The sequence below is a fragment of the Aliiroseovarius sp. CAU 1755 genome (genome assembly GCF_054482655.1).
The window spans coordinates 551704-574325 of sequence record NZ_JBTLRH010000003.1 but is presented as its reverse complement, the minus strand read 5'-3'; the positions used below and the strand labels follow the sequence as shown (position 1 = coordinate 574325).

Sequence of the window (22622 nt, the reverse complement as noted above, 5' to 3'; positions counted from 1 at the left end):
CCTGCCGAGCAGCCTGGAAGACAATTTGCGACAGGTCTATCGCGTTTGCGGCATCCCGCGTCGCTCAGGCAGGGTCAGAAGCCGGCAACCATCACCACAGCCGCATAATGGGCCGCAGCCCCCAGCAGCACATGGGCATGCCAGATCGCCCGATTGAACGGAAGATGATCGCCCAGATGAAATACGATACCTAGGGTGAACAGAACGCCGCCACCGACCAGCAACACAAGCACGACGGGGCTGAACACAGCGATCAACGGGCCGATCATCAGCACAGCCATCCAGCCCTGCATCAGGGTCAGCATAAAGCTGAGCCGTTCGAAACGGCGAAAAAAGAACAGCTTCAGCGTGACGCCGATTAACGCCAGCGTCCATGCCCCGGCCGCCAGTGCGATGCCATTGGTCCCGCCAATGCCGATCAACGCAATCGGCGTGTAAGTTCCTGCAATCATGAGGTAAATGGCTGCATGGTCGAAGCGACGCAAGACCCTGCGCGCTGATTTGTGCAGCGTCATGTTATAGGCTGCCGAAAGCGTGAAACTGGCGATCAATCCGGCACCATAGGCCAGCATGGGAGGCAAATATCCCATGGGCGCATCCCCCAGCGCCCAATAGATCAGAGCCGCTGCGCCGATCAGGGCGGCAAAAACACCAAACCCATGGACAACGCCATCTGCGATATATTCGCGGTATGTAAAGTCCTTCCCGAACTCCATCGAACCACCCTTTCGCTTATCTAATAGATAAGAGCCAATACGGGCATCGGCATGTCGATATGCGGGAAATAAAATGTCAACCGCACGTGACACGACGCACTTTCAGTCTAAAAGCTGGCAGAGAAATGTAAAGAAATAATGACCTTAGAGGCCCTGCGACATTTCCGACAGGATGGTTGGGATCATCATGACATCGTCGCGTGTGCAAGCGAACTGGCCGACCGTGACGCGAATGACGAACTGGCCCTGGTGGCTGGTCTGCGTCAGATAGATCCGCCCGTCCCGGTTCACACGATCCAGAAGGGTGGCCGTTGCCTCATCATCCTTGAAGCGGAAGGTGAACAGCGACAGGATCGGGGGTGTCGTGATGGCAAAGCCGGGCAGGGCCGCGATGGCACGCGCGGCATCATTGGCCCATGCAACATGGTTGCGGATGCGGGTGCGCAGGCCGGACAGTCCCTCGGACCGCAACAAGAACCAAAGCTTCAACGCCCGAAAGCGGCGCCCCAGCGGCAAGGTCCATTCGTTGTAGTTAACGACCTCGTCGCCACCTTGTGTCTTCAGATATTCGGGCCGCAGTCCCATGGCCCCGATCTGGGGGGCGGGGTCGCGCAGAAACTGCACCGCACAGTCGAACTGCGCACCAAGCCATTTGTGCGGGTTGAAGACGATGCTGTCGGCGGCTTCGATCCCAGCCCAGAGCGCCCGAAACTCTTCGCAGATCATTGCCGAGCCTGCCCAAGCCGCGTCGACATGAACGGTCAACCCGTGGCTATGCGCCACTTTGATACAGGCGCCGATATCATCACACGCCCCGATCGATGTGCCACCGACGCACAGAACGACGCCTGCGGGTTTCATCCCCGCCTGAATATCCGCGCGGATCATTGCCTCCAGCGCGTCAGCGTCCATCGACCAGGTGGGGTGGTCGGGGATGGTCGGCACTTTCACAAGGTTGTCTTGCCCGATCCCGGACAGGCGCACCGCCTTGTCCACGCTGGAATGGGTTTGCGCGCTGGCATAGATGCGCAGGCGGGGCGCACCAGACAGGCCCTTGGTGATCCCTTGATGGCTCAACGCAAGCTCTCGCATCGTGGTCACGGCTGAAAATGTCGCGGTGGTCGCGCTGTCATGAATGGTGCCGGTGAAATCGGCAGGCAGCCCCAAGGCGTCGCGCAGCCAGCGGATGACAAGGTCTTCCATCTCGTTGGCCGCCGGCGCCGTTTGCCACAGCATCGCCTGCGCCGACATTGCGTTGGCAAGCTGTTCGGCCAGCATCGAGGCCGGGGCCGCATTGGCTGGGAAATAGGCAAAGAAGCGCGGGTGCTGCCAATGGGTCATCGCGTCGGGCACCAGCCGGGTGAAATCGTCGAAGATCGCCTCGATCGGTTCGGGCGCTTCGGGGACGGGGGCCTCGATCCTGGCCAGAAAGTCGCCTGGCGCGATGTCGGGGCGCACCGGGCGGTCGCGCAGCCCGGCGTGGTAGTCACGCGCCCAGTCGGCTGCGCGTTTTTGCCAGTCTGCCAGTTCTGAATAGTCCATTGCTCGCTCCAACAGGTATATTGTTAACTTGTTAACCGAGTGAGTGGCAGCGTCAAGTTATCCATAGCGTCAACACCAGACGATCGGATCGGCTCAGGCGTTTTCAAGTGCCGTGATGATCGGCGAAAAATCCGCGGCCGACAGGCTTGCCCCGCCCACCAGCGCGCCATCCACGTTGGACACGGCAAAGATCTGGGCCGCGTTGGAGGCTTTGACCGACCCGCCATACAGGATACGCGTCGAGCGGCCGACCCCTTCGCCAAAGCGGCGTTCCAGACGGGCGCGGATGAAATCATGAACCTCGCCGATCTGGTCCAATGTCGGAACCTTGCCCGTGCCGATGGCCCAGACCGGTTCATAGGCGACGACAAGGTTTTCGCCCGTCATATGGTCCGGGATGGACCCTGCCATTTGACCTCCGATGATTTCCAGCGTGTTATGAGCGTCGCGTTCGTCAAGCGTTTCGCCGACACAAACCACGGTTTTCAAGCCTGCGGCGATGGCGGCATACACCTTCTGGCGGATATTTGCGTCGCTTTCCTTGTGGTCTTCGCGCCGTTCTGAATGGCCAAGGATCACAAACTGCGCCCCCGCATCCGCCACCATCCCGGCCGAGATATCGCCCGTATGTGCCCCGCTTTCCTGCGCGTGGCAGTCCTGCCCGCCGATGGCAATTTGTTCAGGCACTATGTCAGCGGCCCGCGACAGAAGCGTTGCCGGGGGACAGATCAGGATGTCGCATCCCGGCGTGGGGTGGGCAGATGCCAGTGCCGTCAACTCGGTCAGGCTGGCGTTGGTTCCGTTCATCTTCCAATTGCCCGCTGCCAGTTTGCGCCGCATCTTTTTTATCCTTCCTCTGTCTGATGGGACCGTTGTCCGATGCAGGGCGGGGGGCGTCAAGCCCCGGCGCAATCCGCAGGCCTTGCGCGGGCAGGTGGGATCGCTACAACCATACGGCACAATGGACTGCCAGAAGGAATGTCGCCATGGTCCCCAGACTGGACGCTGCACTGATTGACGCGCGCGATCCTGCGACAATGGATGCCCTTCGACACGCCGTCGAAAAGGTCGGCTTTTTGACAGTGCACAACACAGCGATTTTGCGCGCCGACATTGCGCGCGTCATCGAAGCCTATCGCGCCTTTTTTCATTTGCCCGACGCTGAAAAACGCGCCGTAGATATGGCCCAGACCGGGGCCAACCGGGGCTGGGGCGCTCAGGGGGCCGAGCAGGTCGACCCGGCGGCCAACCCCGACTACAAGCAAGTCTTTGATAGCGGCTTTGCGTTGGAGGCCGACGATCCCTTGCGCGCCCAAAACCTGTCGGTCTACGGCGACAACCTTTGGCCTGACGTGCCGGGCTTTCGCGACGTGATCGAAGGCTATTATGCAAAGGCCCTTACGGTGGCGATGGGGCTGTTGCGCGCAATCGCCGCCGCGATTGGTGAGGACGAGGACCATTTCGACGCAGCCTTCACCCGACCGATGGCGCTGTTGCGCGGAAATTACTATCCGCCGCGGCCCGATTGGGCGGCTGAAAAAGACTTCGGCATCGCAGCCCATACCGATTATGGCTGCCTGACACTTTTGGCCTCAGACGGCGTGGCAGGGCTGGAGGTTCTGAGCGCCGATGGCAGCTGGTCCAAGGTGAACGCCCCGATCGGAGACTTCGTCATCAATTTCGGTGAAATGCTTGAGATGTGGACGGCAGGGCGCGTCAAAGCAACGTTGCACCGCGTCATTGGCACGGCCGAGGAACGCATTTCGGTCCCTCTGTTTTTCAACCCCAATCACGACACCAACGTCGCGCCGCCGGGCGCGGGGCGGGTCATACTGGCGGGGGATCATATGAAGAAGAGGTTTGACGAAACCTATCTGCACCTGAAAAAGGCCGCGCGGGATTAAGACAAGGCCGCAAGCGCCCGCTGCGCCCAATCGCAGGCAAGCTCCGGGTCATCCAAAGCGGCCTCGGGCAGGGTCCAGTAGCCCATCGTCTTTCCATTCATGCCGAAGATGCGGCTGCCGTCAGCCTGCAAAGCGTCGGCAAAATCGCCCTTGGCCTTCAGAAAAACCTGGCCGTCGCTGGACAGGATCGCAAAGACTTGCCCGTCGGCATAAAAGGTCGCGCCGCCCATCATTTTGCGATGTGTCAACGGGCCAAGTCCGCTGAACAGCTCTTTGACGAAGGCGATATCGGCGTCTGAAACCGCCATCAGCTGGTTGAGGTCTGCGTGGTCAGGTTGTCGTCGAACTTGATCGATTCTCCGCAGCCGCAGGCTTCGCTGACATTGGGGTTGCGGAACTTGAAGCCAGCTTCAAGAAGCGACACCTCATAGTCGATTTCGGTCCCGAACAAGAACATCTGCGCCATCGGGGCGATGATCACACGCGCATTGCCTTGTTCGACAACCTCGTCATGGGGGTCGACCTCGTCGACATAGTCCATGGTGTATTCCATACCCGCACAGCCACCTTTCTTGACGCCGATGCGCAAGCCTTTGTGGCCCCCAGACGCCATAAGCTTGGCGATCTGCGCTTCTGCGGTGGCGGTCATGGTGATCGGCGATTTGCCGGGAATACCAAACATGGATGTCTCCTTCGCCTTCAAGGTAAGGTCTCGAAGGGTGTCACTCAAGTGGCTGGCGTCCGGGCTTACATGAAGCCCAGTTCAAGTCGGGCTTCGTCGGACATCATTTCCATCCCCCAGGGGGGATCCCACGTCATTTCCACGTTCACGTGCTTGATGCCCGCCACCGGCTCGATCGCTTCGACCAGCCAACCCGGCATTTCACCGGCAACCGGACAACCGGGCGCGGTCAGCGTCATGGTCAGATCAACTTCATTCTGGTCGTTGATCTCGATCGTGTAAACAAGGCCCAAATCATAGATATTGACTGGAATTTCGGGGTCATAGACCGTTCGGCATGCCTCGACAACACTGTCATACAGGGGGTGATCCACTGTTGACGGCTTGATCAGGGGTTCGCCTTCAAGTTGGTCCGGAGTGTTCATGGTCATGCTGTGTCCGTCTTAATCCTGACTGAACATATAAGGATTGGAGCGGCAGAGGTCCAGTGGCGGCGTCGCGTTCAATGATGTGTTTGCAGCGCGACCTTTGCGCACAGCGGAACAGACAACCGGCGCGGTGGCCGCTTGGGCCACATTGCGCGGCTGCCTTTCGTTTCTTTTCCGACGCCAATAAGCGTCAAAAGCGAGAACTGTCGCCCAATTGCCAGAGGATTGATGCGCAATCGACAAGAATTTGCCTTAAAATGGACGATATCCGCGCTGACGTTGACGATGGGTCAATCATTTGCGTCCATGCAGAATCCGTGTTGTTAGGGGAGCACAAAGAAGTGAAACCGACAGGTAGTGGCGAAAACCGTTCACCTACATGTAAAGAGCAGTTGGATGAGGCTGCACGCATGGTGCAGGACGTGGCCTATACGCTGGCCAACCGTGTCGACAGCACGACCCTGACGGAGCTCATGCTGGCCTGTCGCAAGCTTGAGCGGCTGTCTGAACGGTTTTCGACCAGCAGCTATGGACGCGTCCCGTTAGAACAGGACGAAACGACCTGACATGTCGCGCCCAACACCCGTTACATCACCTGCGAACAGAAAACTCTTGGCAATCTTGCCGGCATGCGCCACATCAGCCGCATGCAAGATCAAAACCCACCCCGCATAACGTTTTCCCTTAAGACCACGGACGGCAAGGCCCGCACCGGTGTGATCGACACGCCGCGCGGCCAGATCCGCACACCCGCCTTCATGCCTGTCGGAACGGCGGCCACGGTGAAGGCGATGATGCCGGAAAGCGTGGCGGCGACCGGGGCCGACATTTTGTTGGGCAACACCTATCACCTGATGCTGCGCCCGACGGCAGAGCGGATTGACCGTCTTGGCGGGCTGCACAAGTTTATGAACTGGGACAAGCCGATCCTGACCGACAGCGGCGGATTTCAGGTGATGAGCCTTGCGGGCTTGCGCAAGCTGACCGAAGCGGGCGTGACCTTCAAATCGCATATCGACGGCTCGAAGCATGAACTGACGCCGGAACGCTCGATGGAGATCCAGAAGCTGCTTGGATCGGACATCGTGATGTGTTTCGACGAATGTCCTGCGCTGCCCGCTGATCGCGACCGGATTGCCGAAAGCATGCGCCTGTCGATGCGCTGGGCCGCACGGTCGCGCGATGCGTTCGGGGATCGCCCCGGCCACGCCCTGTTCGGGATCATGCAAGGTGGGCTGGAACGCGACTTCCGCGAAGAAAGCGCCGAGGCCCTGAAAAAGATCGGGTTCGACGGCTATGCGGTGGGCGGTCTGGCCGTGGGCGAAGGGCAGGCGGCAATGTTCGATTGCCTTGATTTTGCGCCGGATTTCCTGCCCGACGACAAGCCGCGCTATCTGATGGGCGTTGGCAAGCCTGATGACATCGTCGGCGCGGTCAAACGCGGCATCGACATGATGGACTGTGTGTTGCCGTCACGCTCGGGGCGCACAGGGCAGGTGTTCACCCGTCACGGCGTTTTGAACATCAAGAATGCCCGCCACCAGGACGACCCGCGCCCGCTGGATGAAAACTGCGGATGCCCCGCCTGCCGCAACTATTCGCGCGCCTATCTGCACCATGTTTTCCGCGCGCAAGAGATGATCTCGGGGATGCTGCTGACATGGCACAATCTGCACTATTTCCAAGACATCATGCAGGGTATGCGCGACGCAATTTCAACGCACAGCTTTGTTGATTGGGAAGCAGATTTCCACGCGAACCGCGCGCAAGGCGATATTGAACCGCTTTAAGGGTTCCGAAACCCGGACCATGCCAATTTTGCGCCAGCTTTCCCCTTGTCGTCAGCGCGCGGCAGGGGCAGAGTGTTGGGGCAAACCGGGTTGACGTTGGGCGGCACGATCCCCATCTGAATACCCGAACAGGAGGTGCCCGCGCTGCCGAAACACAGGGGCAGGGCGCTTTGCCAATAACAAGGAAATCCTATGAGTGAGCAACTGAGCCAATCCTTCCCGGTCCTGCCGCTGCGTGACATTGTGGTCTTTCCCCACATGATCGTGCCGCTTTTTGTCGGACGTGAAAAATCCGTGCGCGCGCTGGAAGAAGTGATGGCGGATGACAAGCAGATCCTTTTGTCCAGCCAGATCGACCCGTCGGTGGATGAACCAGACGTGGATGGCATCTATTCTGTTGGCGTTCTGGCGAATGTCTTGCAGCTTTTGAAGCTGCCCGACGGCACTGTGAAAGTGCTGGTCGAAGGGCAATCGCGTGTGCGCATCAGCGACTATGTCGACAATGCAGATTATTTCGAGGCCTTCGCTGAGGTGATCGAGGAACGACCCGGCGATCCCAACGACGTCGAAGCGTTGCTACGGTCAGTCGGGGACGAGTTTGAACGCTACGCCAAGGTCAAGAAAAACATCCCGGAAGAAGCCCTTGCCGCCGTGTCCGAGACGCGCGCGCCTGACAAGCTGGCCGACCTTGTGGCCGGCCATCTGGGCGTCGAAGTTGATCAAAAACAAGAGCTGCTGGAGACCTTCGTGGTCAGCGAGCGGCTGGAAAAAGTCTATGGGCTGATGCAGGGCGAAATGTCCGTGCTGAAGGTCGAGAAAAAGATCAAGACCCGCGTCAAAAGCCAGATGGAGCGCACTCAGCGCGAATATTATCTGAATGAGCAAATGAAGGCCATTCAGAAAGAGCTTGGTGACGGCGAAGAAGGCCAGAACGAACTGAACGAACTTGAAGAAAAGATCGAAGCCACCAAACTGTCGGCCGAGGCGCGCGAAAAAGCGGATGCCGAGCTGAAAAAGCTCAAGAACATGTCGCCCATGTCAGCGGAAGCGACCGTTGTGCGCAACTATCTTGACTGGATGCTGGGCCTGCCATGGGGCACGAAAAGCCGCGTCAAGCGCGATCTGAACAACGCTCAAAAAGTGCTCGACGCAGATCACTACGGGCTTGAGAAGGTCAAGGAACGGATCGTCGAATATCTGGCGGTTCAGCAGCGCTCGAAAAAGCTGAAGGGGCCGATCATGTGCCTTGTCGGCCCTCCGGGTGTGGGTAAGACCAGCTTGGGCAAGTCGGTCGCCAAAGCCACGGGGCGCGAGTTCATTCGCATCTCGTTGGGTGGGGTGCGCGATGAAAGCGAGATTCGCGGCCACCGCCGGACCTATATCGGCTCGATGCCCGGCAAGATCATTCAGGCGCTGAAAAAGGCGAAAACCACGAACCCGCTGATCTTGCTCGATGAGATTGACAAGATGGGGCAGGATTTCCGTGGCGACCCGGCGTCGGCGATGCTTGAGGTGTTGGACCCGGAACAGAACTCGACCTTCGTCGACCACTATCTTGAGGTCGAATATGACCTGTCGAACGTGATGTTTCTGACCACGGCGAACTCCTACAACATGCCCGGGCCGCTTCTGGACCGGATGGAGATCATCACGCTGGCGGGCTACACCGAAGACGAGAAGCGCGAGATTGCGACGCGTCACCTTCTGCCGGAAGTGATCAAGGATCATGGGCTGAAAAAAGACGAATTCGCCGTCAAGGAAAGCGCGCTGACGGACATGATCCGGTATTACACACGCGAAGCGGGTGTGCGGAACCTGAAGCGCGAACTGGCCAAGCTGGCGCGTAAAGCCGTGACCAAACTTGTGAAAAAGGAAGTCACCTCGGTCGAGGTAACGCCCGATCTGCTGGACGACTATCTTGGCGTGCGCAAGCACCGCTTCGGGCTGGCAGAACAAGAAGATCAGGTGGGTGTCGTCACGGGGCTTGCCTGGACCAGTGTCGGCGGTGACCTTCTGTCGATCGAAGCCCTGCGTCTGCCGGGCAAGGGTCGGATGAAGACCACGGGCAAGCTGGGCGATGTGATGAAGGAATCAATCGACGCGGCCAGCTCCTATGTTCGTTCGATTGCGCCTGAAATCGGCGTGGAGCCTCCGAAGTTCGAAAAGTGGGACATCCACGTGCACGTGCCCGAAGGCGCGACGCCCAAGGATGGGCCGTCGGCGGGTTTGGCGATGGTGACCTCGATCGTGTCGGTTCTGACGGGTATCCCGGTGAAGAAGGACATCGCCATGACCGGCGAAGTGACCCTTCGCGGCAACGCGTTGGCCATTGGCGGGCTAAAGGAAAAGCTGCTGGCGGCGTTGCGTGGTGGTGTGAAAACCGTGCTGATCCCGCAAGAGAACGAAAAAGACCTGCGTGAGATCCCCGACAATGTGAAAGAGGGGCTGGAGATTATCCCGGTCAGTCACGTGTCGGAGGTTCTGAAGCATGCGCTTGTGCGCCAGCCCGATCCCGTCGAATGGGACGAAGCCGCCGAAGAAGCCGCCGCCAAGGCCTTGGCCAAGGACGCGGCAGGTGCGGCGCCCATGGCACACTGACCCCAAACGGGACGTATGAAAGACCGAAAGGCGCGGCAGCCGATTGCCGCGCCTTTTGCTTTGCCGCGTTGCAAAGGTGGAAGTCTGCAGCCCGCCAGCCTATGATGTGTTCAAACGCATATAATGAGGTTCCAGACATGGCGAGCAAGCCGAAATCCCCCGCGACCGCGACCCGCAAGACGACTGCCAAGGCGCCTGCCGCTGCAGGGTCCGTCCGAAAGACGGCCAGTACGCCTGTGCCCCGCAAAACGTCCACGTCACCCAAAACCGCGGCATCCGCCAAGCCCGCCGCGGGCTTCCAAACCAGCGACGCGGTGGTTTCGGTCGTCAACAAAAAGGCGATGCTCGCGCGCGTCGCCGCACGGGCCAACGTGCAACCCAATAAAGCGCGAGAGGTCTATGAGGCTGTGCTGGAAGAGCTTGGTGATGCCTTGCTGAATGGAGACACATTGAAGCTTCCACCTTTGGGAACGCTAAAGGTGAACCGCCAAAAAGAGCTGCCGAATGCAAATATCGTCATTTGCAAGTTACGGCGCAAAAAGCCCTCTGCGGTGGCCACAGACCCCCTTGCACCCACTTCGGAGTGAAGCTAAAACCCCGATGGCTTGGGTGATTAGCTCAGTGGTAGAGCGCTTCGTTCACATCGAAGATGTCAGGAGTTCAAATCTCTTATCACCCACCATTTTCTTTTTGAGGTCAGCAAAGACAGCGTTTCCCTGATCGTCTGAGAACAGGTTTTTCAGGCGCCGCGATTTGTCGGAAGCACGCGTGTTCAGCCGCCACCCGCCGAGAATTTGTGCGGCGACATGCCGAAGGCTTCGCGAAAGCGTTTCGAAAAGTAGGCCGCGCTGTCATAGCCGCAGGCCGCAGCCACATCGACCACAGGCATATCCGTTTCCGCCAGCAAAATCCGCCCCCGTTGCAGTCGCAGGTCCTGCAGGTATTTCTTTGGGGTGGTGTTCAGGTGATGGCGAAACAGACGCTCCATTTGCCGCCGCGAGACGCCCAGCTCTTCGGTCGCGATGTCCAGATTGACGTGGTCTTCCAGATGCTCTTCGAAATGGGCGATGATACGCACCAGCTTTTCGTTGCGCACCCCGATCGAGGCCGAGGTCGAGCTTTGTTGCCGGTCGGTTTCAGACCGTTGCACGCTGTGCAGGCACATGTTCAGAACCGCTTGCGACAAAACCGGGCCATGCGTTTCATAGATCAGCTTTAAAAACAGATCGGTGGCCGCCGCCCCGCCTCCGCAGGTCATCACCCTGTTGTCGATCGTATACAATTGCTCGACCGGGGTCAGATCGGGGAAATGTTCGCGAAAGGGTGCGATGTTTTCCCAATGCAGGGTGAATTTATGCCCTGCCAGAATGCCCGCGCGCGCCAGTGTGTAGGCACCCGTGCACAGCGCGCCGACAGTTCGCCCAAGGCGCCATTGTTTGCGCGTCCAATCCGCCACTTTGGCGCTGGTCGACAGGTCTGGCTGGACCCCTGAGCAAATGAAAATCCGGCTGTTGATGGGCGTTTCCCCCAACGCGCAGTCGATGCCGATCTCGATCCCGTTCGAACAGCGCACGCTTTTGCCGTCTTCAGACATGGTGGTCCAGCGATACAAGGTCTTTCCGGTCAACTGGTTGGCAATGCGCAACGCTTCTATGGCCGAGGTGAAGGCCAGCATCGAAAGGTTGTGAAGCAAAACGAACACGATGGTTTCCGGCGTTTCCGGCGCGTCGATTTCGACACGCGCGATACCTTTGGGAATGACGGGGCCGGTCATGCTCACTTCCTTGCAGTTTGGGTGTGTGACACCATATGACACATCGGCCAATGTTCAACTGACAACATCCAAACCGCGAGCTCATGCGCTTGTGAGCGGGAAGGATTTCAGTTGGGTTCAGCCCACGCCTGGCCAGTGTGATCGCCGCAGCGGCGCTGCATGAACTTTTTTCGGGATTTCCGCAATCCGCCTCTTGCATTCAGCATTATGAGGACGCTATTAGCAGGCCTTGGAAGGGTGATTAGCTCAGTTGGTAGAGCGCTTCGTTTACACCGAAGATGTCGGGAGTTCGAGTCTCTCATCACCCACCACTTTCCTGTCTGTATGAATACGGTTGCGAAAAGAGCATGCTGGATGGCATGTGTCGCAGACCTTGCGAGGCGCCTGCTTATGTCGACGACCTATCCCGAACTCTTCGTCATCCGCCACGGTCAGACCCTATGGAACGTGGAAGGGCGCCATCAGGGGCGGCTGGATTCTCGTCTGACGGCCACGGGCACGGAACAGGCGCGGCGCATGGGGACCATGCTGCTAAAGCGGGTGAAAGATCGTCGCGATATGACGGCCGTTACATCGCCGCAGGGTCGGGCGCATTCGACCGCTCAGATCGCCATGGCGCCGCTGGGGTGGCCGGTGACGGTTGATGACCGGCTGTGCGAAACCTCTTTTGGCGCATGGGAGGGGCTGGCCTTGGATGAAATACGCCAAAACTGGCCGCAACAGGCGACTTTTGGCGAAGACAACCCGCTGGAATGGAACTTCAAGTCGCCCGGCGGAGAGAGCTTGACGGACTTGCAGTCGCGCGCTGACAGCTTCTTGGGTGACCTTACCGGACCAGCCATCGTGTTTACGCATGGCATCTTTTCGCGCGTGCTGCGGGCGCGCTGGTTGGGGCTGACAGACGAGGGCATGCTGGCCCTTCCGGGCGGGCAGGGGGTCATCTTTCACCTGTGCCCCGATCACGGCCATCAGCTGATCGAAAAATAATTTGTAAAATCTCTATTGGCCGCTTGACGCCCCCCGGCCTGCGGCCTAGAACGCCCGAACAAGCCGAAAGGCTGGCAGTGAGCGGTTGTAGCTCAGATGGTTAGAGTACCGGCCTGTCACGCCGGGGGTCGCGGGTTCGAGCCCCGTCAACCGCGCCACCGCTGCCCGAAAGACACCCCGCCTCAGGCGGGGTTTTTTCGTTTTGAACCTGCCGTTGAAGGTGCAATTGCGCGGGTCGGACCACGTGATTTCCCCATTGACGCCTGCCCATGCGCGCTGTATCCACGCCGCCACGCGCGGTTGTAGCTCAGCTGGTTAGAGTACCGGCCTGTCACGCCGGGGGTCGCGGGTTCGAGCCCCGTCAACCGCGCCACTTCACCACATTTTCGGCTGTTTGCAGTGCAGTTAGTTTGATGTGGCAGCCGTTCATGGCCAAGAGAAAGGTGAGGTCCGCGCATGTCTGTCATTGATGACATCCCACTTCTGACGGTGCTCATCTTTTGTGCGACCATCGGACTTGCCCCATTCACCCCCCCGCATGTCTGGGAAAAGCTTGTGATGCTGTTCAGCGGCACGTTGGTGCGACCCATAGACATGTTTGATCTTTTGATGCACGGCACGCCGTGGGTGGTGCTGGTTGTGAAGCTTGTCAGGATGCGCGGTGGCGATCAGCCCGGGGAAGAGGGCTGACCGTAGCGGTTTTCGCGGCTGTTGCGGGCACCTTAACTGGGTGGCTTAGGACAGCTCCGCCAGAATGCGCGCCCAGCTACGGATGCCCTTGTGGAAGCTTTCCAGATCGTATTTCTCGTTCGGGCTGTGGATGTTGTCGTCATCCTTTGCAAACCCGATCAGCATCGCGTCCACACCAAGGATGTCCTTGAAATAGCCCGCAATCGGGATCGACCCACCGCAACCCGCAAAGGCAGCAGGGATGCCCCATTCGTCACTCAGCGCCTTGCGGGCTTGTTCGAACATCGGATTTTCCGTTGAGACCTGCGCGGCGGGCGATCCTTTTTCGGTGCGATATTCAACCGTGAAGCCCTCGGGCAAGCGGTCTTCCAGATAGGCGCGGAAGGTCTTGCGGATCGCGTCTGGGTCTTGCTTGCCGACCAGTCGGAAACTGACCTTGGCCGAAGCTTTGCTGGGCAGCACGGTCTTGAACCCGTCGCCGGTGTATCCGCCCCAGATGCCGTTCACATCGCAGGTGGGGCGCGACCACAGCATCTCGATCGGCATACGGTCTTGTTCGCCCGCCGGGTGTTTTAGGCCCACGTCACCAAGGAAAGACACGTGATCAAAGCCCAACCCCTGCCATTGGGCGCGCATCTCGTCTGACAGTTCCTCAACCCCGTCATAAAAGCCGGGCAGGGTGATGCGGCCCGTGTCGTCATGCAGATCGGCCAGCGCACGGGTCAGGATGCGGATCGGGTTCATCGCGATGCCGCCATACATGCCTGAATGCAGGTCGCGGTCGGGGCCGGTGATGGTGAAATCTTCGCAGGTCATGCCGCGCAATTGGGTGATGATCGCGGGGGTCTTTGATTCGAACAGACCGGTGTCGCAGATCAGCGCGATATCGGTGGTCAGCTCGTCTTTGTTGTCCTCCATGAACGGGATCAGCGAAGGCGAGCCTGATTCTTCTTCGCCTTCGAAAAACAGCGAGATACGGGCGGGCAGGCTGCCATGGACTGCGATCCAGGCGCGGCAAGCCTCAACGAAAGTCATCAACTGTCCCTTGTCGTCAGATGACCCGCGGCCCCGGATCACCTTGCCAGCAGGTGTGTCTTCCAACTCAGGTTCAAACGGGGGTGTATCCCACAAATCCAGCGGGTCGACCGGCTGCACATCGTAATGGCCGTAAAACATCAGGTGTGGGCTGCCTTCGGGACCGTCTGCGTGCCCGACGACCATAGGGTGGCCGGGCGTTTGGCGTTTATCTGCCTGAAACCCAATGGTTTTTAGATCCTCCACCAACCAATCCGCGGCCTTCTGACATTCCACGGCATAAGCAGGGTCCGTCGAAATGGACGGGATGCGCAGCAGCGCAAGAAGGCGGTCGATGGCATCGGGAAGGTCTGCGTCAATACGGGCCAGAACAGGGTCGAGCGACATGGGAAAGGCTCCAATTTGGTGGTTGTTGGCGTCGAGCCTACCAGCCCGGTCGCCGCTGTCCAGCCGGTGTGACAACGGAGGCGTAGTGTCGCGGAAATCCCAAAAAGGGTTCCGTTTGCGCTGGATCAATGTAAAACCCGCGTGCAAACCGTTAACACGGCAAGCAGCGACGATCAGGGAAAAACATATCTAATTTTTGAATATGTTTGTGAGGTGATACCCTGTATGTTGAGCGAACGAACAGGATCAGACCGGCCAGGAGGGAACCTTGGACTATAATCACGAGCTCGACGCAGCGCTGCAGCGCCTGCACGACGAAGGCCGCTATCGCACATTCATCGAGATTGAGCGTTGCCAAGGCCAATTCCCCCACGCCACTTGGAACAAACCCGATGGCACCGAAGCGCCCGTCACCGTTTGGTGCGGCAACGACTATCTGGGTATGGGCCAGCACCCCGCTGTGCGCGATGCCATGCACGAAGCGATTGAAGCCACCGGCGCCGGTTCGGGCGGCACACGCAACATTTCTGGCACGACCGTCTATCACAAACGCCTAGAGGCCGAGATCGCGGACCTTCACCAGAAGGAAGACGCACTGATCTTCACCTCGGCCTACATCGCCAATGACGCAACCCTGTCGACATTGCCGAAACTGTTTCCCGGCCTGATCATCTACTCTGATGCATTGAACCATGCCTCGATGATCGAAGGTGTGCGCCGCAATGGTGGGGCAAAACGTATTTTCCGCCACAACGACCTGGCGCACCTTCGCGAGCTTCTGGAGGCCGACGATCCCGCCGCGCCCAAGCTGATTGCGTTTGAAAGCGTCTATTCGATGGATGGTGATTTCGGCCCGATTGAGGCGCTGTGTGATTTGGCCGACGAGTTCGGCGCGCTGACCTATATCGACGAAGTGCACGCGGTCGGCATGTATGGCCCGCGCGGGGCTGGCGTGACGGAACGCGACAACCTTGCCCACCGCATCGACATCATCAACGGCACGCTGGCCAAGGCCTATGGCGTGATGGGTGGCTATATCGCGGCGTCGGCGAAAATGTGTGACGCCGTGCGCTCTTACGCGCCGGGCTTCATCTTCACGACATCGGTGCCGCCTGCGGTTGCAGCAGGGGCGGCGGCGTCGGTCAAGCACCTGAAGACCGATCAAGCGTTGCGCGACGCGCACCAGACGCAAGCAAAGATTTTGAAAACCCGCCTGAAGGGGTTGGGCCTGCCGATTATCGATCACGGTTCGCACATCGTGCCGCTGATCGTTGGCGATCCGGTCCACACCAAGCAACTGTCGGATATGTTGTTGGAAAACTTCGGAATTTACGTCCAGCCGATCAATTTCCCCACCGTGCCGCGCGGCACTGAACGGCTTCGGTTTACGCCGTCGCCGGTGCATGGTCCGAAGGAAATGGATGCGCTTATCAATGCACTTGACCAACTTTGGTCGCATTGTGAGCTAAATCGCGCCGAACTGTCCGCGTAACCTCAATCGTCGACTGCACATATTGTGGAGTTGTGTTAGGTTACCACTAGGGAAGGCGATGGATTCGAATCGTTGCCTTTTTTCGGGACAAGAGAGGCAGTAGGAGCAGCTGGATGATCGGGCGTTGGACCACGTCTCGGGTCGAGGAAGAAGAGAAGCCGACAGGCTTCGATTCCTTTGACCTTCGCTTGGGCGACGTCATGCGTGGCGAGCGTGCGACGCTCGGCAAATCGCTGCTTGATGTGCAGCGCGAACTGAAGATCAAAGCCACCTACATCGCCGCCATCGAAAACGCGGATACCTCGGCGTTCGAGACGCAGGGTTTCATTGCCGGCTATGTCCGGTCTTATGCGCGTTATTTGGGGATGGATCCGGAATGGGCCTATAAGACCTTTTGCGCCGAAAGCGGTTTCACCACCGCGCACGGACTTGCCCCAAGTGCTTCAAGCCAAACTGACAAGGCGGCGAAAGCGGCCAAACGGGCCGACCACAAGGGCGACCCGCTGGCCAATCCAAACGCCAAATGGGTGCCTCAAACCGAAAGCGTATTTGCCGGGATTGAACCGGGTGCCGTCGGATCGGTCGCTGTGTTGGCGGCCTTGGTCGGCGTCTTGGGCTTTGGGGGCTGGTCGGTCCTGCAAGAAATTCAACGGGTCGATTTCGCCCCGATCGAACAAACGCCCGGCGTGCTGTCCGAGCTGCCTGATGTGGGGTCTGGCCCCTCTGTGCTTGGTGAAAGCGACGGCACTGAACGGTTGGCGGATGCAGGTGTCGGTCTGACTTCTCCGCCGTCTGCCGAGGCATTGGACCGGCTCTATCGCCCTCAGGCGCTGGATGTGCCGGTTCTGACCCATCGTGATGCGCCGATCTCGACGCTTGATCCGTCCAGTGTTGGCGTGTTGGCCAGCGTGGCGACACCGACATTTGGTTCAGCGCCAGAGCAGCCGGGCATCGGGCAAGGCATCGGATCTGGCATTGCGTCGTCATTGCCAGGGAACATGGGGCTTGACGATATTGCGGTCGCCGCGTTGGAGGCTGATGGCAACGCTGCCTCCACACCGCGTGCGGTGAAGGTGCTGGGCGACGATGCGGCCGAAGTGGCAGTCTTCGCGGTGCGTCCGTCATGGGTGCGCATCCAGTCTGCCGACGGCACCGTGATTTTCGAGAAGATCCTTGATGCCGGTGAGCACTATGTTCTGCCCAAGACCGAGCAGGCGCCTGTCATGCGCACCGGTAACGCGGGATCGGTCTATTTTGCCGTGAACGGAACGGCCTACGGGCCATCGGGTGACGGGCCATCCGTCGTCAAGAATGTCGCCTTGTCACAAGAGGCGCTGACAGATGCCTTTGCACTGGCTGATCTGGCTCAGGATTCGGACCTCGCGACCTATGTGGCCGAGCTTCAGCCCAGCCAGTAGTCTCACCAGCTAACCTACGAACGAAACTTCGATATCGCCACGACGCAGGGGTGCTTGTGGACGCTGCGCGTGCACGTTATTCCTAGCGCCAAGACAACAGGCTGAAGGGTGGTCCCCATGTCCCACAATCCAATCCGTCCTTGGCGGGATATCGAGCGCCGCAAATCACGTCAGGTGATGGTGGGCAATGTCCCTGTTGGCGGCGACGCGCCGATCGCGGTGCAGACCATGACCAACACTGATAGCTCTGATGTAAAGGCGACGCTTGGTCAGGTCATCGCGGCCGCAGAAGCAGGCGCGGACATCGTCCGTATTTCCTGCCCCGATGTCGGGTCGACAAAGGCGCTGAAGGAGATCACGGCTGAAAGCCCGGTTCCGATCGTTGCAGACATTCATTTCCACTATAAGCGCGCCATCGAGGCCGCCGAAGCCGGCGCTGCGTGTCTGCGCATCAACCCCGGCAATATCGGTGATGAAGGCCGTGTGCGCGAGGTGATCAAGGCCGCGAAAGACCATGGCTGTTCGATCCGGATCGGCGTGAACGCCGGGTCGTTGGAACGGCATCTGCTTGAAAAATATGGCGAACCTTGCCCAGAGGCGATGGTGGAAAGTGGTCTGGAGCATATCCGCATCCTCGAAGACAACGACTTTCGCGACTACAAAATCAGCGTGAAGGCGTCTGACGTGTTCCTGTCCGCCGCCGCCTATCACGGCATCGCAGAGGCCACAGATGCCCCGATCCACCTAGGCATCACCGAGGCCGGAGGCTTTGTGTCGGGCACCATCAAAAGCGCCGTCGGGCTTGGCACGCTCTTGTGGGCGGGCATCGGTGACACGATCCGCGTCAGCCTGTCGGCAGATCCGGTGGAAGAGGTCAAAGTCGGCTTCGAGATTCTGAAGTCCCTTGGTCTGCGCCACCGGGGCGTCAACATTATCTCGTGCCCCAGCTGCGCCCGTCAGGGGTTTGACGTGATCAAGACAGTGGCCACGTTGGAAGAACGCCTTGCTCATATTCACACCCCTATGAGCCTGTCGATCATCGGCTGCGTTGTGAACGGTCCGGGCGAAGCCTTGATGACCGATGTCGGCTTCACCGGAGGTGGTGCGGGGTCGGGCATGGTCTATGTGGCGGGCAAGCAGGACCACAAGCTGGACAACGAGAAAATGGTGGATCACATCGTGGCGCTGGTCGAAAAGCGCGCGGCGGAAATCGAAACGGAAAGCAGTGAGGTCAGTGCGTAAGGGGCTTGCCCCTTTACCGCCCTGCCAATCACAGACCGGCTTAGTTGCGCGCCACGGATTGGATCGGGAACCGCAAGCCGTCTTCGGTGATGACCACCAGCGCGTTGTCGTTCATCACATATAGATCGCAACGTGACACGCCAGTTACAAATGTAACGCAAGCGGTGCTGTCGTTGCCAAGCACATATTGGCCCAGCCACGTGCCACCGCCGCCATAGGTATAGACATAGCGCCCATCAGGATAGAAGGCCGAACGACCCTGATCGTAATAGATCAATGTGTTGCCCGTCAGGTGTTGGGAAAGCTCGGCAGGGCTGAGCAAAACATCATCCGTTCGGGTCTGCCAGTCTGTGGCGAAGGCCGGGCTAGCAAGCATGAAAGAGGCCAAGAAGCGCGCGGTGGTGGCGAAGGGACGGGTCATCGGCAGTCCTTTTACCCCAGCCTGCGCGGTCGGCGCGACCGGGTCACGTCACGAAGAGGTGAGCACGGTCACTCTTTCGCGAGGCGAGCCTTGCGACCCCCACGGCGTTTGGTCAACAGCTCTTTGCGCGCTGGCAGGTCAGCCATGACCGCGCGCCGCGCTGCCGGTGACAAGCGCGACCAAATGCCGATTTCCTCGATCGACCGCAGGCATCCGGTGCAGATCCGGGCCGTGGGGTGGACGACGCAGATCTTGACGCAAGGGCTTTCGACTTCGTCCCGCTTCCACAGCTCATCTGCCATCACAGGTGCCTCATTCGGTCCAACACACCTTGCAGGATATACCCGGCGGCAACGTGGTCGATCACCTCGGCGCGACGCTTTCGGGACGTATCCGCCTCCAGCAGGGCGCGCTCGGCGGCGACGGTCGACAGGCGTTCATCCCAAAAGGTGATCGGAATATCCGTCAGCTTTTCCAGATTGCGCGCGAAAGCTCGGGTGGACTGGCAGCGCGGACCTTCGCTTCCGTCCATATTGCGCGGCAGGCCGAGAACCAAGCCTCCAAGCTGGCGGTCGGTGATGATCTTCAGCAGGTGCGCCGCATCGACCGAGAACTTCGTCCGTTTGATCGTTTCCAGCGGCGTCGCCACCTGCCGGAAACTGTCAGAGACCGCGACGCCAATCGTTTTGGTGCCAAGGTCCAGCCCACCCAAAGCCGCCATCGGGGGCAAGGTGGGTGCGAACGCCTCGATCGTGTCAAAGATCACTTGGCGACCCCAGCCTGTTCAGCTGCCGCGCGCACGGTTGCCAAGGCGTCGGGATAATCCGCAAAGAGGCTTTGCGCTTCGCCCCAGATCGCTGTGGCCCGTTCGGTGTTGCCGACAACGCCAAGAACGCTGATCAGACGCGCCCATTCTTCGGGGCTGCCGCCTTCGGTGGCGAGGCGCTCGGACAATTGTTCGATCATGCTTTGGATCATCGCCGTGCGATCTTCTGCGTCCATGTCCTTTGCCGCTTCGATATCTTCGGCAGTTGGACCAGACAAGCCGGGCATGGCGCTCGGGGCGGTCGGGGCGCTCGGGCGAGTGGGTGCCTCAGGCGGGCTGTAATCTTCGCCGGCATGGGCGGCCAGGCTGCCAATCTGCGACCGGACTGAGGTCCACCAGATCGCCGTTTCAGGCCCTTCTTCCAGCAATCCGCGCCACAGGCGAAAGGCCATGTCAGGTCGTCCGTTCTGGGCGAACAAAAGACCTGTGTAATAGCGGGCCAACTGATGACGGGGCTCGCGTTCCAATGCCGCTTTCAACATCGCCTCGGCTTCGGGCGAGATGAAGCCGCCGGTTGCGTTCACCATCAGGTCCGCTTGCCGGACAAAGTCGTCCGCGGTTGCGGTTTCACCTTTTACCTCAATCAGTTGCCCCATGGCTTTGCGGGCGGCGATCATGTTGCCAAGCGCCGCTTCGTGCTGTGCCAAAAGGTCCAGACCACGCGGATCATCGGGGCGCTGTGCCACGGATTGGCGCAGCCCTTCGATCAATTCAAGGTAATCGGCGGGCGCTTCGGGCGGTGGTCCGGGCCACGCGGGCATGTCGGCTTCGACCTCTGCCTGACTGGGGCGACTTTCACGCATCTCCTGGCTAAGGGCGATCCGTTTGGCGCGGCCAAGGTCCTGATACCCCGGTGTGCCCAGTTGCCAGTAAAGCCCGAAGGCACTGGCGGCAATGATGACGGCGACCACCCCCATCATCACGCGGTTGGTCGTCGCCGGCGCATTTACCGGAGCCTCTTTCGCTTGTGCGATGCGGTCAGCCTCAAGCAAGCGGCGCGAAATCTCGACGCGCGCGCGGTCGGCCTCTTGTGAGGACAGGGTGCCGCGCGCCACGTCGCGCTCCAGTTCCTTCAACTGGTCGCGATAGACCTTCATATCGGAACTCTGTTTGCGATCGCCCGTCGGTTCAGCACCAGACGACGTATGCCCCTGCCGGAGCATCTTTTGCGCCAAGACAAGAATTGTGACGAGCGTCATCGCCCCTACGATCAGCCAGAAAACCATGTTCCCTCCGCGAATTGCGTTTCCCCCCATGTAAAGGGCAAAGCACCGGTGCAAAACCCCCAATGGTCAAGTGCGACAATCACGTTCGCGCGTGTGGCGCGCTTTTTCATGCCATGTCGTCTTTTTCTTTCCAAATGACGCTGGTTCGACTTCTTTTACCGGCGCTTGGGCGTAAAAATTAACAGGAACCGGGAACCCAACAGGGGAATCGCATGCGACGTTATTCTGCATTTGCCATTGCGCGCGAGGCTGCGCGCTATCACCAGGGATGGGAGCGCGCGTGGGCGTCGCCCAAGCCGAAGAAGAAATACGATGTGGTCATCGTGGGCGCGGGCGGCCACGGGTTGGCCACGGCGTTTTATCTGGGCAAGAATTTTGGGATCACCAATGTGGCGATCATCGAAAAGGGCTGGCTGGGCGGCGGCAATACGGGTCGTAACACCACGATCATCCGGTCGAACTATCTGCAAGATCCCTCGGCCGCGATCTATGAAAAGGCGCGTTCGCTTTACGAGACGATGAGCCAGGACCTGAACTATAACGTCATGTTCTCGCCCCGTGGCGTCATGATGCTGGCCCAGACCGAAAGCGAAGTTCGCGGATACGAGCGCACGGCGCATGCCAACGCGCTGCAAGGTGTCACGACTGAGTTCATCAGCCCACAGCGGGTAAAAGAGCTTGTGCCGATCATGAACATCGACGGCCCACGCTATCCCGTTCTGGGCGCGTTGTGGCAGGCCCGTGCGGGCACCGCGCGTCACGATGCGGTGGCTTGGGGCTATGCGCGTGCGTGTTCAGACATGGGCATGGACATCATCCAGAAATGTGAAGTGACCGGGGTGCGCCAGTCGGGCGGCAAGGTCACGGGCGTTGATACCACGCAGGGTCAGATTGATTGCGACAAACTGGCCATGCTTGTGGCCGGAAACGCAAGCCATCTGGCCGAAATGGCGGGCTTCCGTCTGCCGATGGAAAGCGTGGCGTTGCAAGCACTGGTGTCCGAGCCGATCAAACCCTGCATCGACGTGGTTGTGATGGCCAACACCGTGCACGGCTATATGTCTCAATCCGACAAGGGCGAGCTGGTCATCGGTGGCGGCACGGACGGCTACAACAACTACACCCAACGCGGATCGTTCCACCATGTGGAAGAAACCGTGCGGGCCTTGGTCGAGACGTTCCCGATCATCTCGCGCCTGAAAATGCTGCGCCAATGGGGTGGCATCGTGGACGTGACAGGCGACCGTTCGCCCATCATCGGCAAAACGCCTTTGGGCAACTGCTTCATCAACTGCGGCTGGGGCACCGGCGGCTTCAAGGCGATCCCCGGGTCGGGCTGGGCCATGGCCGAAACCGTCGCCAAGGGCGAACCCGGCGCCTTGGCCAGCGAATTCGGCCTGAACCGCTTCACCGAAGGACGCTTCATCGATGAAAGCGTGGCTGCGGGGGTGGCTCACTGATGGC

General features: G+C 59.6%; 23 protein-coding genes, 4 tRNA genes and 1 pseudogene. 16 read left to right on the top strand and 12 right to left on the bottom strand.

Annotation, left to right across the window (positions count from 1 at the left end; all coding sequences use genetic code 11):
• Nucleotides 1–74: 74 nt before the first annotated feature.
• The 3 genes from trhA to tpiA all read right to left on the bottom strand — a co-directional run bounded on the left by trhA (nt 75) and on the right by tpiA (nt 3098).
• A complete protein-coding gene (gene trhA / locus ACXYMP_RS14710) occupies nt 75–716 on the bottom strand; it encodes a PAQR family membrane homeostasis protein TrhA (protein WP_298566368.1) in 642 nt (213 codons plus the stop codon).
• A gap of 144 nt (nt 717–860) precedes the next feature.
• A complete protein-coding gene (locus ACXYMP_RS14705; RefSeq protein ID WP_298566370.1) occupies nt 861–2258 on the bottom strand; it encodes a pyridoxal phosphate-dependent decarboxylase family protein in 1398 nt (465 codons plus the stop codon).
• A gap of 93 nt (nt 2259–2351) precedes the next feature.
• Nucleotides 2352–3098, bottom strand: a complete 747-nt coding sequence (gene tpiA, locus ACXYMP_RS14700) for a triose-phosphate isomerase (protein WP_298566372.1) — start codon at nt 3096–3098, stop codon at nt 2352–2354.
• Between the two features lie 146 nt (nt 3099–3244).
• Between tpiA and ACXYMP_RS14695 the strand changes: the two genes are divergently transcribed.
• Nucleotides 3245–4162 (top strand): isopenicillin N synthase family dioxygenase, encoded by a 918-nt coding sequence (locus tag ACXYMP_RS14695; protein WP_458907203.1) that lies wholly within the window; start codon nt 3245–3247, stop codon nt 4160–4162.
• Here the strand turns inward: ACXYMP_RS14695 and ACXYMP_RS14690 are convergent.
• The 3 genes from ACXYMP_RS14690 to ACXYMP_RS14680 form a co-directional block, all read right to left on the bottom strand.
• The gene (locus ACXYMP_RS14690; RefSeq protein ID WP_298566376.1) at nt 4159–4470 is read right to left on the bottom strand and encodes a TfoX/Sxy family protein; all 312 of its coding nucleotides are present in this window, start codon (nt 4468–4470) and stop codon (nt 4159–4161) included. The genes ACXYMP_RS14695 and ACXYMP_RS14690 overlap by 4 nt on opposite strands.
• On the bottom strand, nt 4470–4844 hold the full coding sequence (locus tag ACXYMP_RS14685; protein ID WP_298566378.1) for a HesB/IscA family protein: 375 nt from the start codon (nt 4842–4844) through the stop codon (nt 4470–4472). Before ACXYMP_RS14685 ends, ACXYMP_RS14690 begins: the two co-directional genes overlap by 1 nt.
• A 65-nt stretch (nt 4845–4909) precedes the next feature.
• On the bottom strand, nt 4910–5275 hold the full coding sequence (locus ACXYMP_RS14680) for an SUF system Fe-S cluster assembly protein (protein WP_298566380.1): 366 nt from the start codon (nt 5273–5275) through the stop codon (nt 4910–4912).
• Nucleotides 5276–5664: 389 nt separating this feature from the next.
• Between ACXYMP_RS14680 and ACXYMP_RS14675 the strand changes: the two genes are divergently transcribed.
• The 5 genes from ACXYMP_RS14675 (at nt 5665) to ACXYMP_RS14655 (ending at nt 10342) form a co-directional block, all read left to right on the top strand.
• Nucleotides 5665–5838 (top strand): hypothetical protein, encoded by a 174-nt coding sequence (locus ACXYMP_RS14675; RefSeq protein WP_298566382.1) that lies wholly within the window; start codon nt 5665–5667, stop codon nt 5836–5838.
• An 81-nt stretch (nt 5839–5919) separates the two neighbouring features.
• Nucleotides 5920–7062, top strand: a complete 1143-nt coding sequence (gene tgt / locus ACXYMP_RS14670; protein ID WP_458907365.1) for a tRNA guanosine(34) transglycosylase Tgt — start codon at nt 5920–5922, stop codon at nt 7060–7062.
• A gap of 192 nt (nt 7063–7254) precedes the next feature.
• Complete coding sequence (gene lon, locus ACXYMP_RS14665) at nt 7255–9660, top strand: endopeptidase La (protein WP_298566384.1); 2406 nt, start codon at nt 7255–7257, stop codon at nt 9658–9660.
• Between the two features lie 137 nt (nt 9661–9797).
• Nucleotides 9798–10247 carry an HU family DNA-binding protein gene (locus ACXYMP_RS14660; protein WP_298566385.1) on the top strand — a complete coding sequence of 150 codons (450 nt, stop codon included), beginning with the start codon at nt 9798–9800 and terminating at the stop codon, nt 10245–10247.
• A gap of 20 nt (nt 10248–10267) precedes the next feature.
• Nucleotides 10268–10342 (top strand) — tRNA-Val (locus ACXYMP_RS14655).
• A gap of 90 nt (nt 10343–10432) precedes the next feature.
• Here the strand turns inward: ACXYMP_RS14655 and ACXYMP_RS14650 are convergent.
• Nucleotides 10433–11434, bottom strand: coding sequence for a GlxA family transcriptional regulator (locus tag ACXYMP_RS14650; RefSeq protein WP_458907198.1), 1002 nt, complete (start codon nt 11432–11434; stop codon nt 10433–10435).
• Between the two features lie 235 nt (nt 11435–11669).
• Between ACXYMP_RS14650 and ACXYMP_RS14645 the strand changes: the two genes are divergently transcribed.
• The 5 genes from ACXYMP_RS14645 (at nt 11670) to ACXYMP_RS14625 (ending at nt 13111) form a co-directional block, all read left to right on the top strand.
• Nucleotides 11670–11745: transfer RNA gene (locus ACXYMP_RS14645), tRNA-Val, on the top strand.
• 79 nt (nt 11746–11824) lie between these two features.
• Nucleotides 11825–12421 carry a histidine phosphatase family protein gene (locus ACXYMP_RS14640; protein ID WP_458907196.1) on the top strand — a complete coding sequence of 199 codons (597 nt, stop codon included), beginning with the start codon at nt 11825–11827 and terminating at the stop codon, nt 12419–12421.
• An 81-nt stretch (nt 12422–12502) separates the two neighbouring features.
• Nucleotides 12503–12579, top strand: a tRNA-Asp gene (locus ACXYMP_RS14635).
• 138 nt (nt 12580–12717) lie between these two features.
• Nucleotides 12718–12794: transfer RNA gene (locus tag ACXYMP_RS14630), tRNA-Asp, on the top strand.
• An 83-nt stretch (nt 12795–12877) separates the two neighbouring features.
• A complete protein-coding gene (locus ACXYMP_RS14625) occupies nt 12878–13111 on the top strand; it encodes an RND transporter (protein WP_298566391.1) in 234 nt (77 codons plus the stop codon).
• Between the two features lie 45 nt (nt 13112–13156).
• Here the strand turns inward: ACXYMP_RS14625 and ACXYMP_RS14620 are convergent, their stop codons facing one another.
• Nucleotides 13157–14533, bottom strand: a complete 1377-nt coding sequence (locus ACXYMP_RS14620; RefSeq protein ID WP_458907193.1) for a M20/M25/M40 family metallo-hydrolase — start codon at nt 14531–14533, stop codon at nt 13157–13159.
• A gap of 268 nt (nt 14534–14801) precedes the next feature.
• Between ACXYMP_RS14620 and hemA the strand changes: the two genes are divergently transcribed.
• From hemA to ispG, 4 genes and pseudogenes are all read left to right on the top strand, one after another.
• Nucleotides 14802–16025: a 5-aminolevulinate synthase gene (gene hemA / locus ACXYMP_RS14615; RefSeq protein WP_458907191.1), complete on the top strand. Its 1224-nt coding sequence runs from the start codon at nt 14802–14804 to the stop codon at nt 16023–16025.
• A 113-nt stretch (nt 16026–16138) separates the two neighbouring features.
• Nucleotides 16139–16390 (top strand): annotated as a pseudogene (locus ACXYMP_RS14610) (helix-turn-helix domain-containing protein); the annotation flags it as partial.
• Nucleotides 16391–17443 (top strand): DUF4115 domain-containing protein, encoded by a 1053-nt coding sequence (locus ACXYMP_RS14605; protein WP_458907363.1) that lies wholly within the window; start codon nt 16391–16393, stop codon nt 17441–17443.
• Nucleotides 17444–17560: 117 nt separating this feature from the next.
• Complete coding sequence (ispG, locus tag ACXYMP_RS14600; protein WP_298566399.1) at nt 17561–18685, top strand: flavodoxin-dependent (E)-4-hydroxy-3-methylbut-2-enyl-diphosphate synthase; 1125 nt, start codon at nt 17561–17563, stop codon at nt 18683–18685.
• A 40-nt stretch (nt 18686–18725) separates the two neighbouring features.
• Here the strand turns inward: ispG and ACXYMP_RS14595 are convergent, their stop codons facing one another.
• The 4 genes from ACXYMP_RS14595 to ccmI form a co-directional block, all read right to left on the bottom strand.
• A complete protein-coding gene (locus ACXYMP_RS14595; protein WP_458907189.1) occupies nt 18726–19106 on the bottom strand; it encodes a hypothetical protein in 381 nt (126 codons plus the stop codon).
• 68 nt (nt 19107–19174) lie between these two features.
• Nucleotides 19175–19408, bottom strand: a complete 234-nt coding sequence (locus ACXYMP_RS14590) for a DUF1289 domain-containing protein (RefSeq protein ID WP_458907187.1) — start codon at nt 19406–19408, stop codon at nt 19175–19177.
• On the bottom strand, nt 19408–19872 hold the full coding sequence (ruvX, locus tag ACXYMP_RS14585; protein ID WP_298566405.1) for a Holliday junction resolvase RuvX: 465 nt from the start codon (nt 19870–19872) through the stop codon (nt 19408–19410). Before ruvX ends, ACXYMP_RS14590 begins: the two co-directional genes overlap by 1 nt.
• Nucleotides 19869–21158 (bottom strand): c-type cytochrome biogenesis protein CcmI, encoded by a 1290-nt coding sequence (gene ccmI, locus ACXYMP_RS14580; protein WP_298566407.1) that lies wholly within the window; start codon nt 21156–21158, stop codon nt 19869–19871. Before ccmI ends, ruvX begins: the two co-directional genes overlap by 4 nt.
• A 212-nt stretch (nt 21159–21370) precedes the next feature.
• On the opposite strand from ccmI, the gene ACXYMP_RS14575 reads away from it, so the two are divergent.
• Nucleotides 21371–22618: a sarcosine oxidase subunit beta family protein gene (locus ACXYMP_RS14575; protein ID WP_458907185.1), complete on the top strand. Its 1248-nt coding sequence runs from the start codon at nt 21371–21373 to the stop codon at nt 22616–22618.
• Nucleotides 22619–22622: the final 4 nt, after the last annotated feature.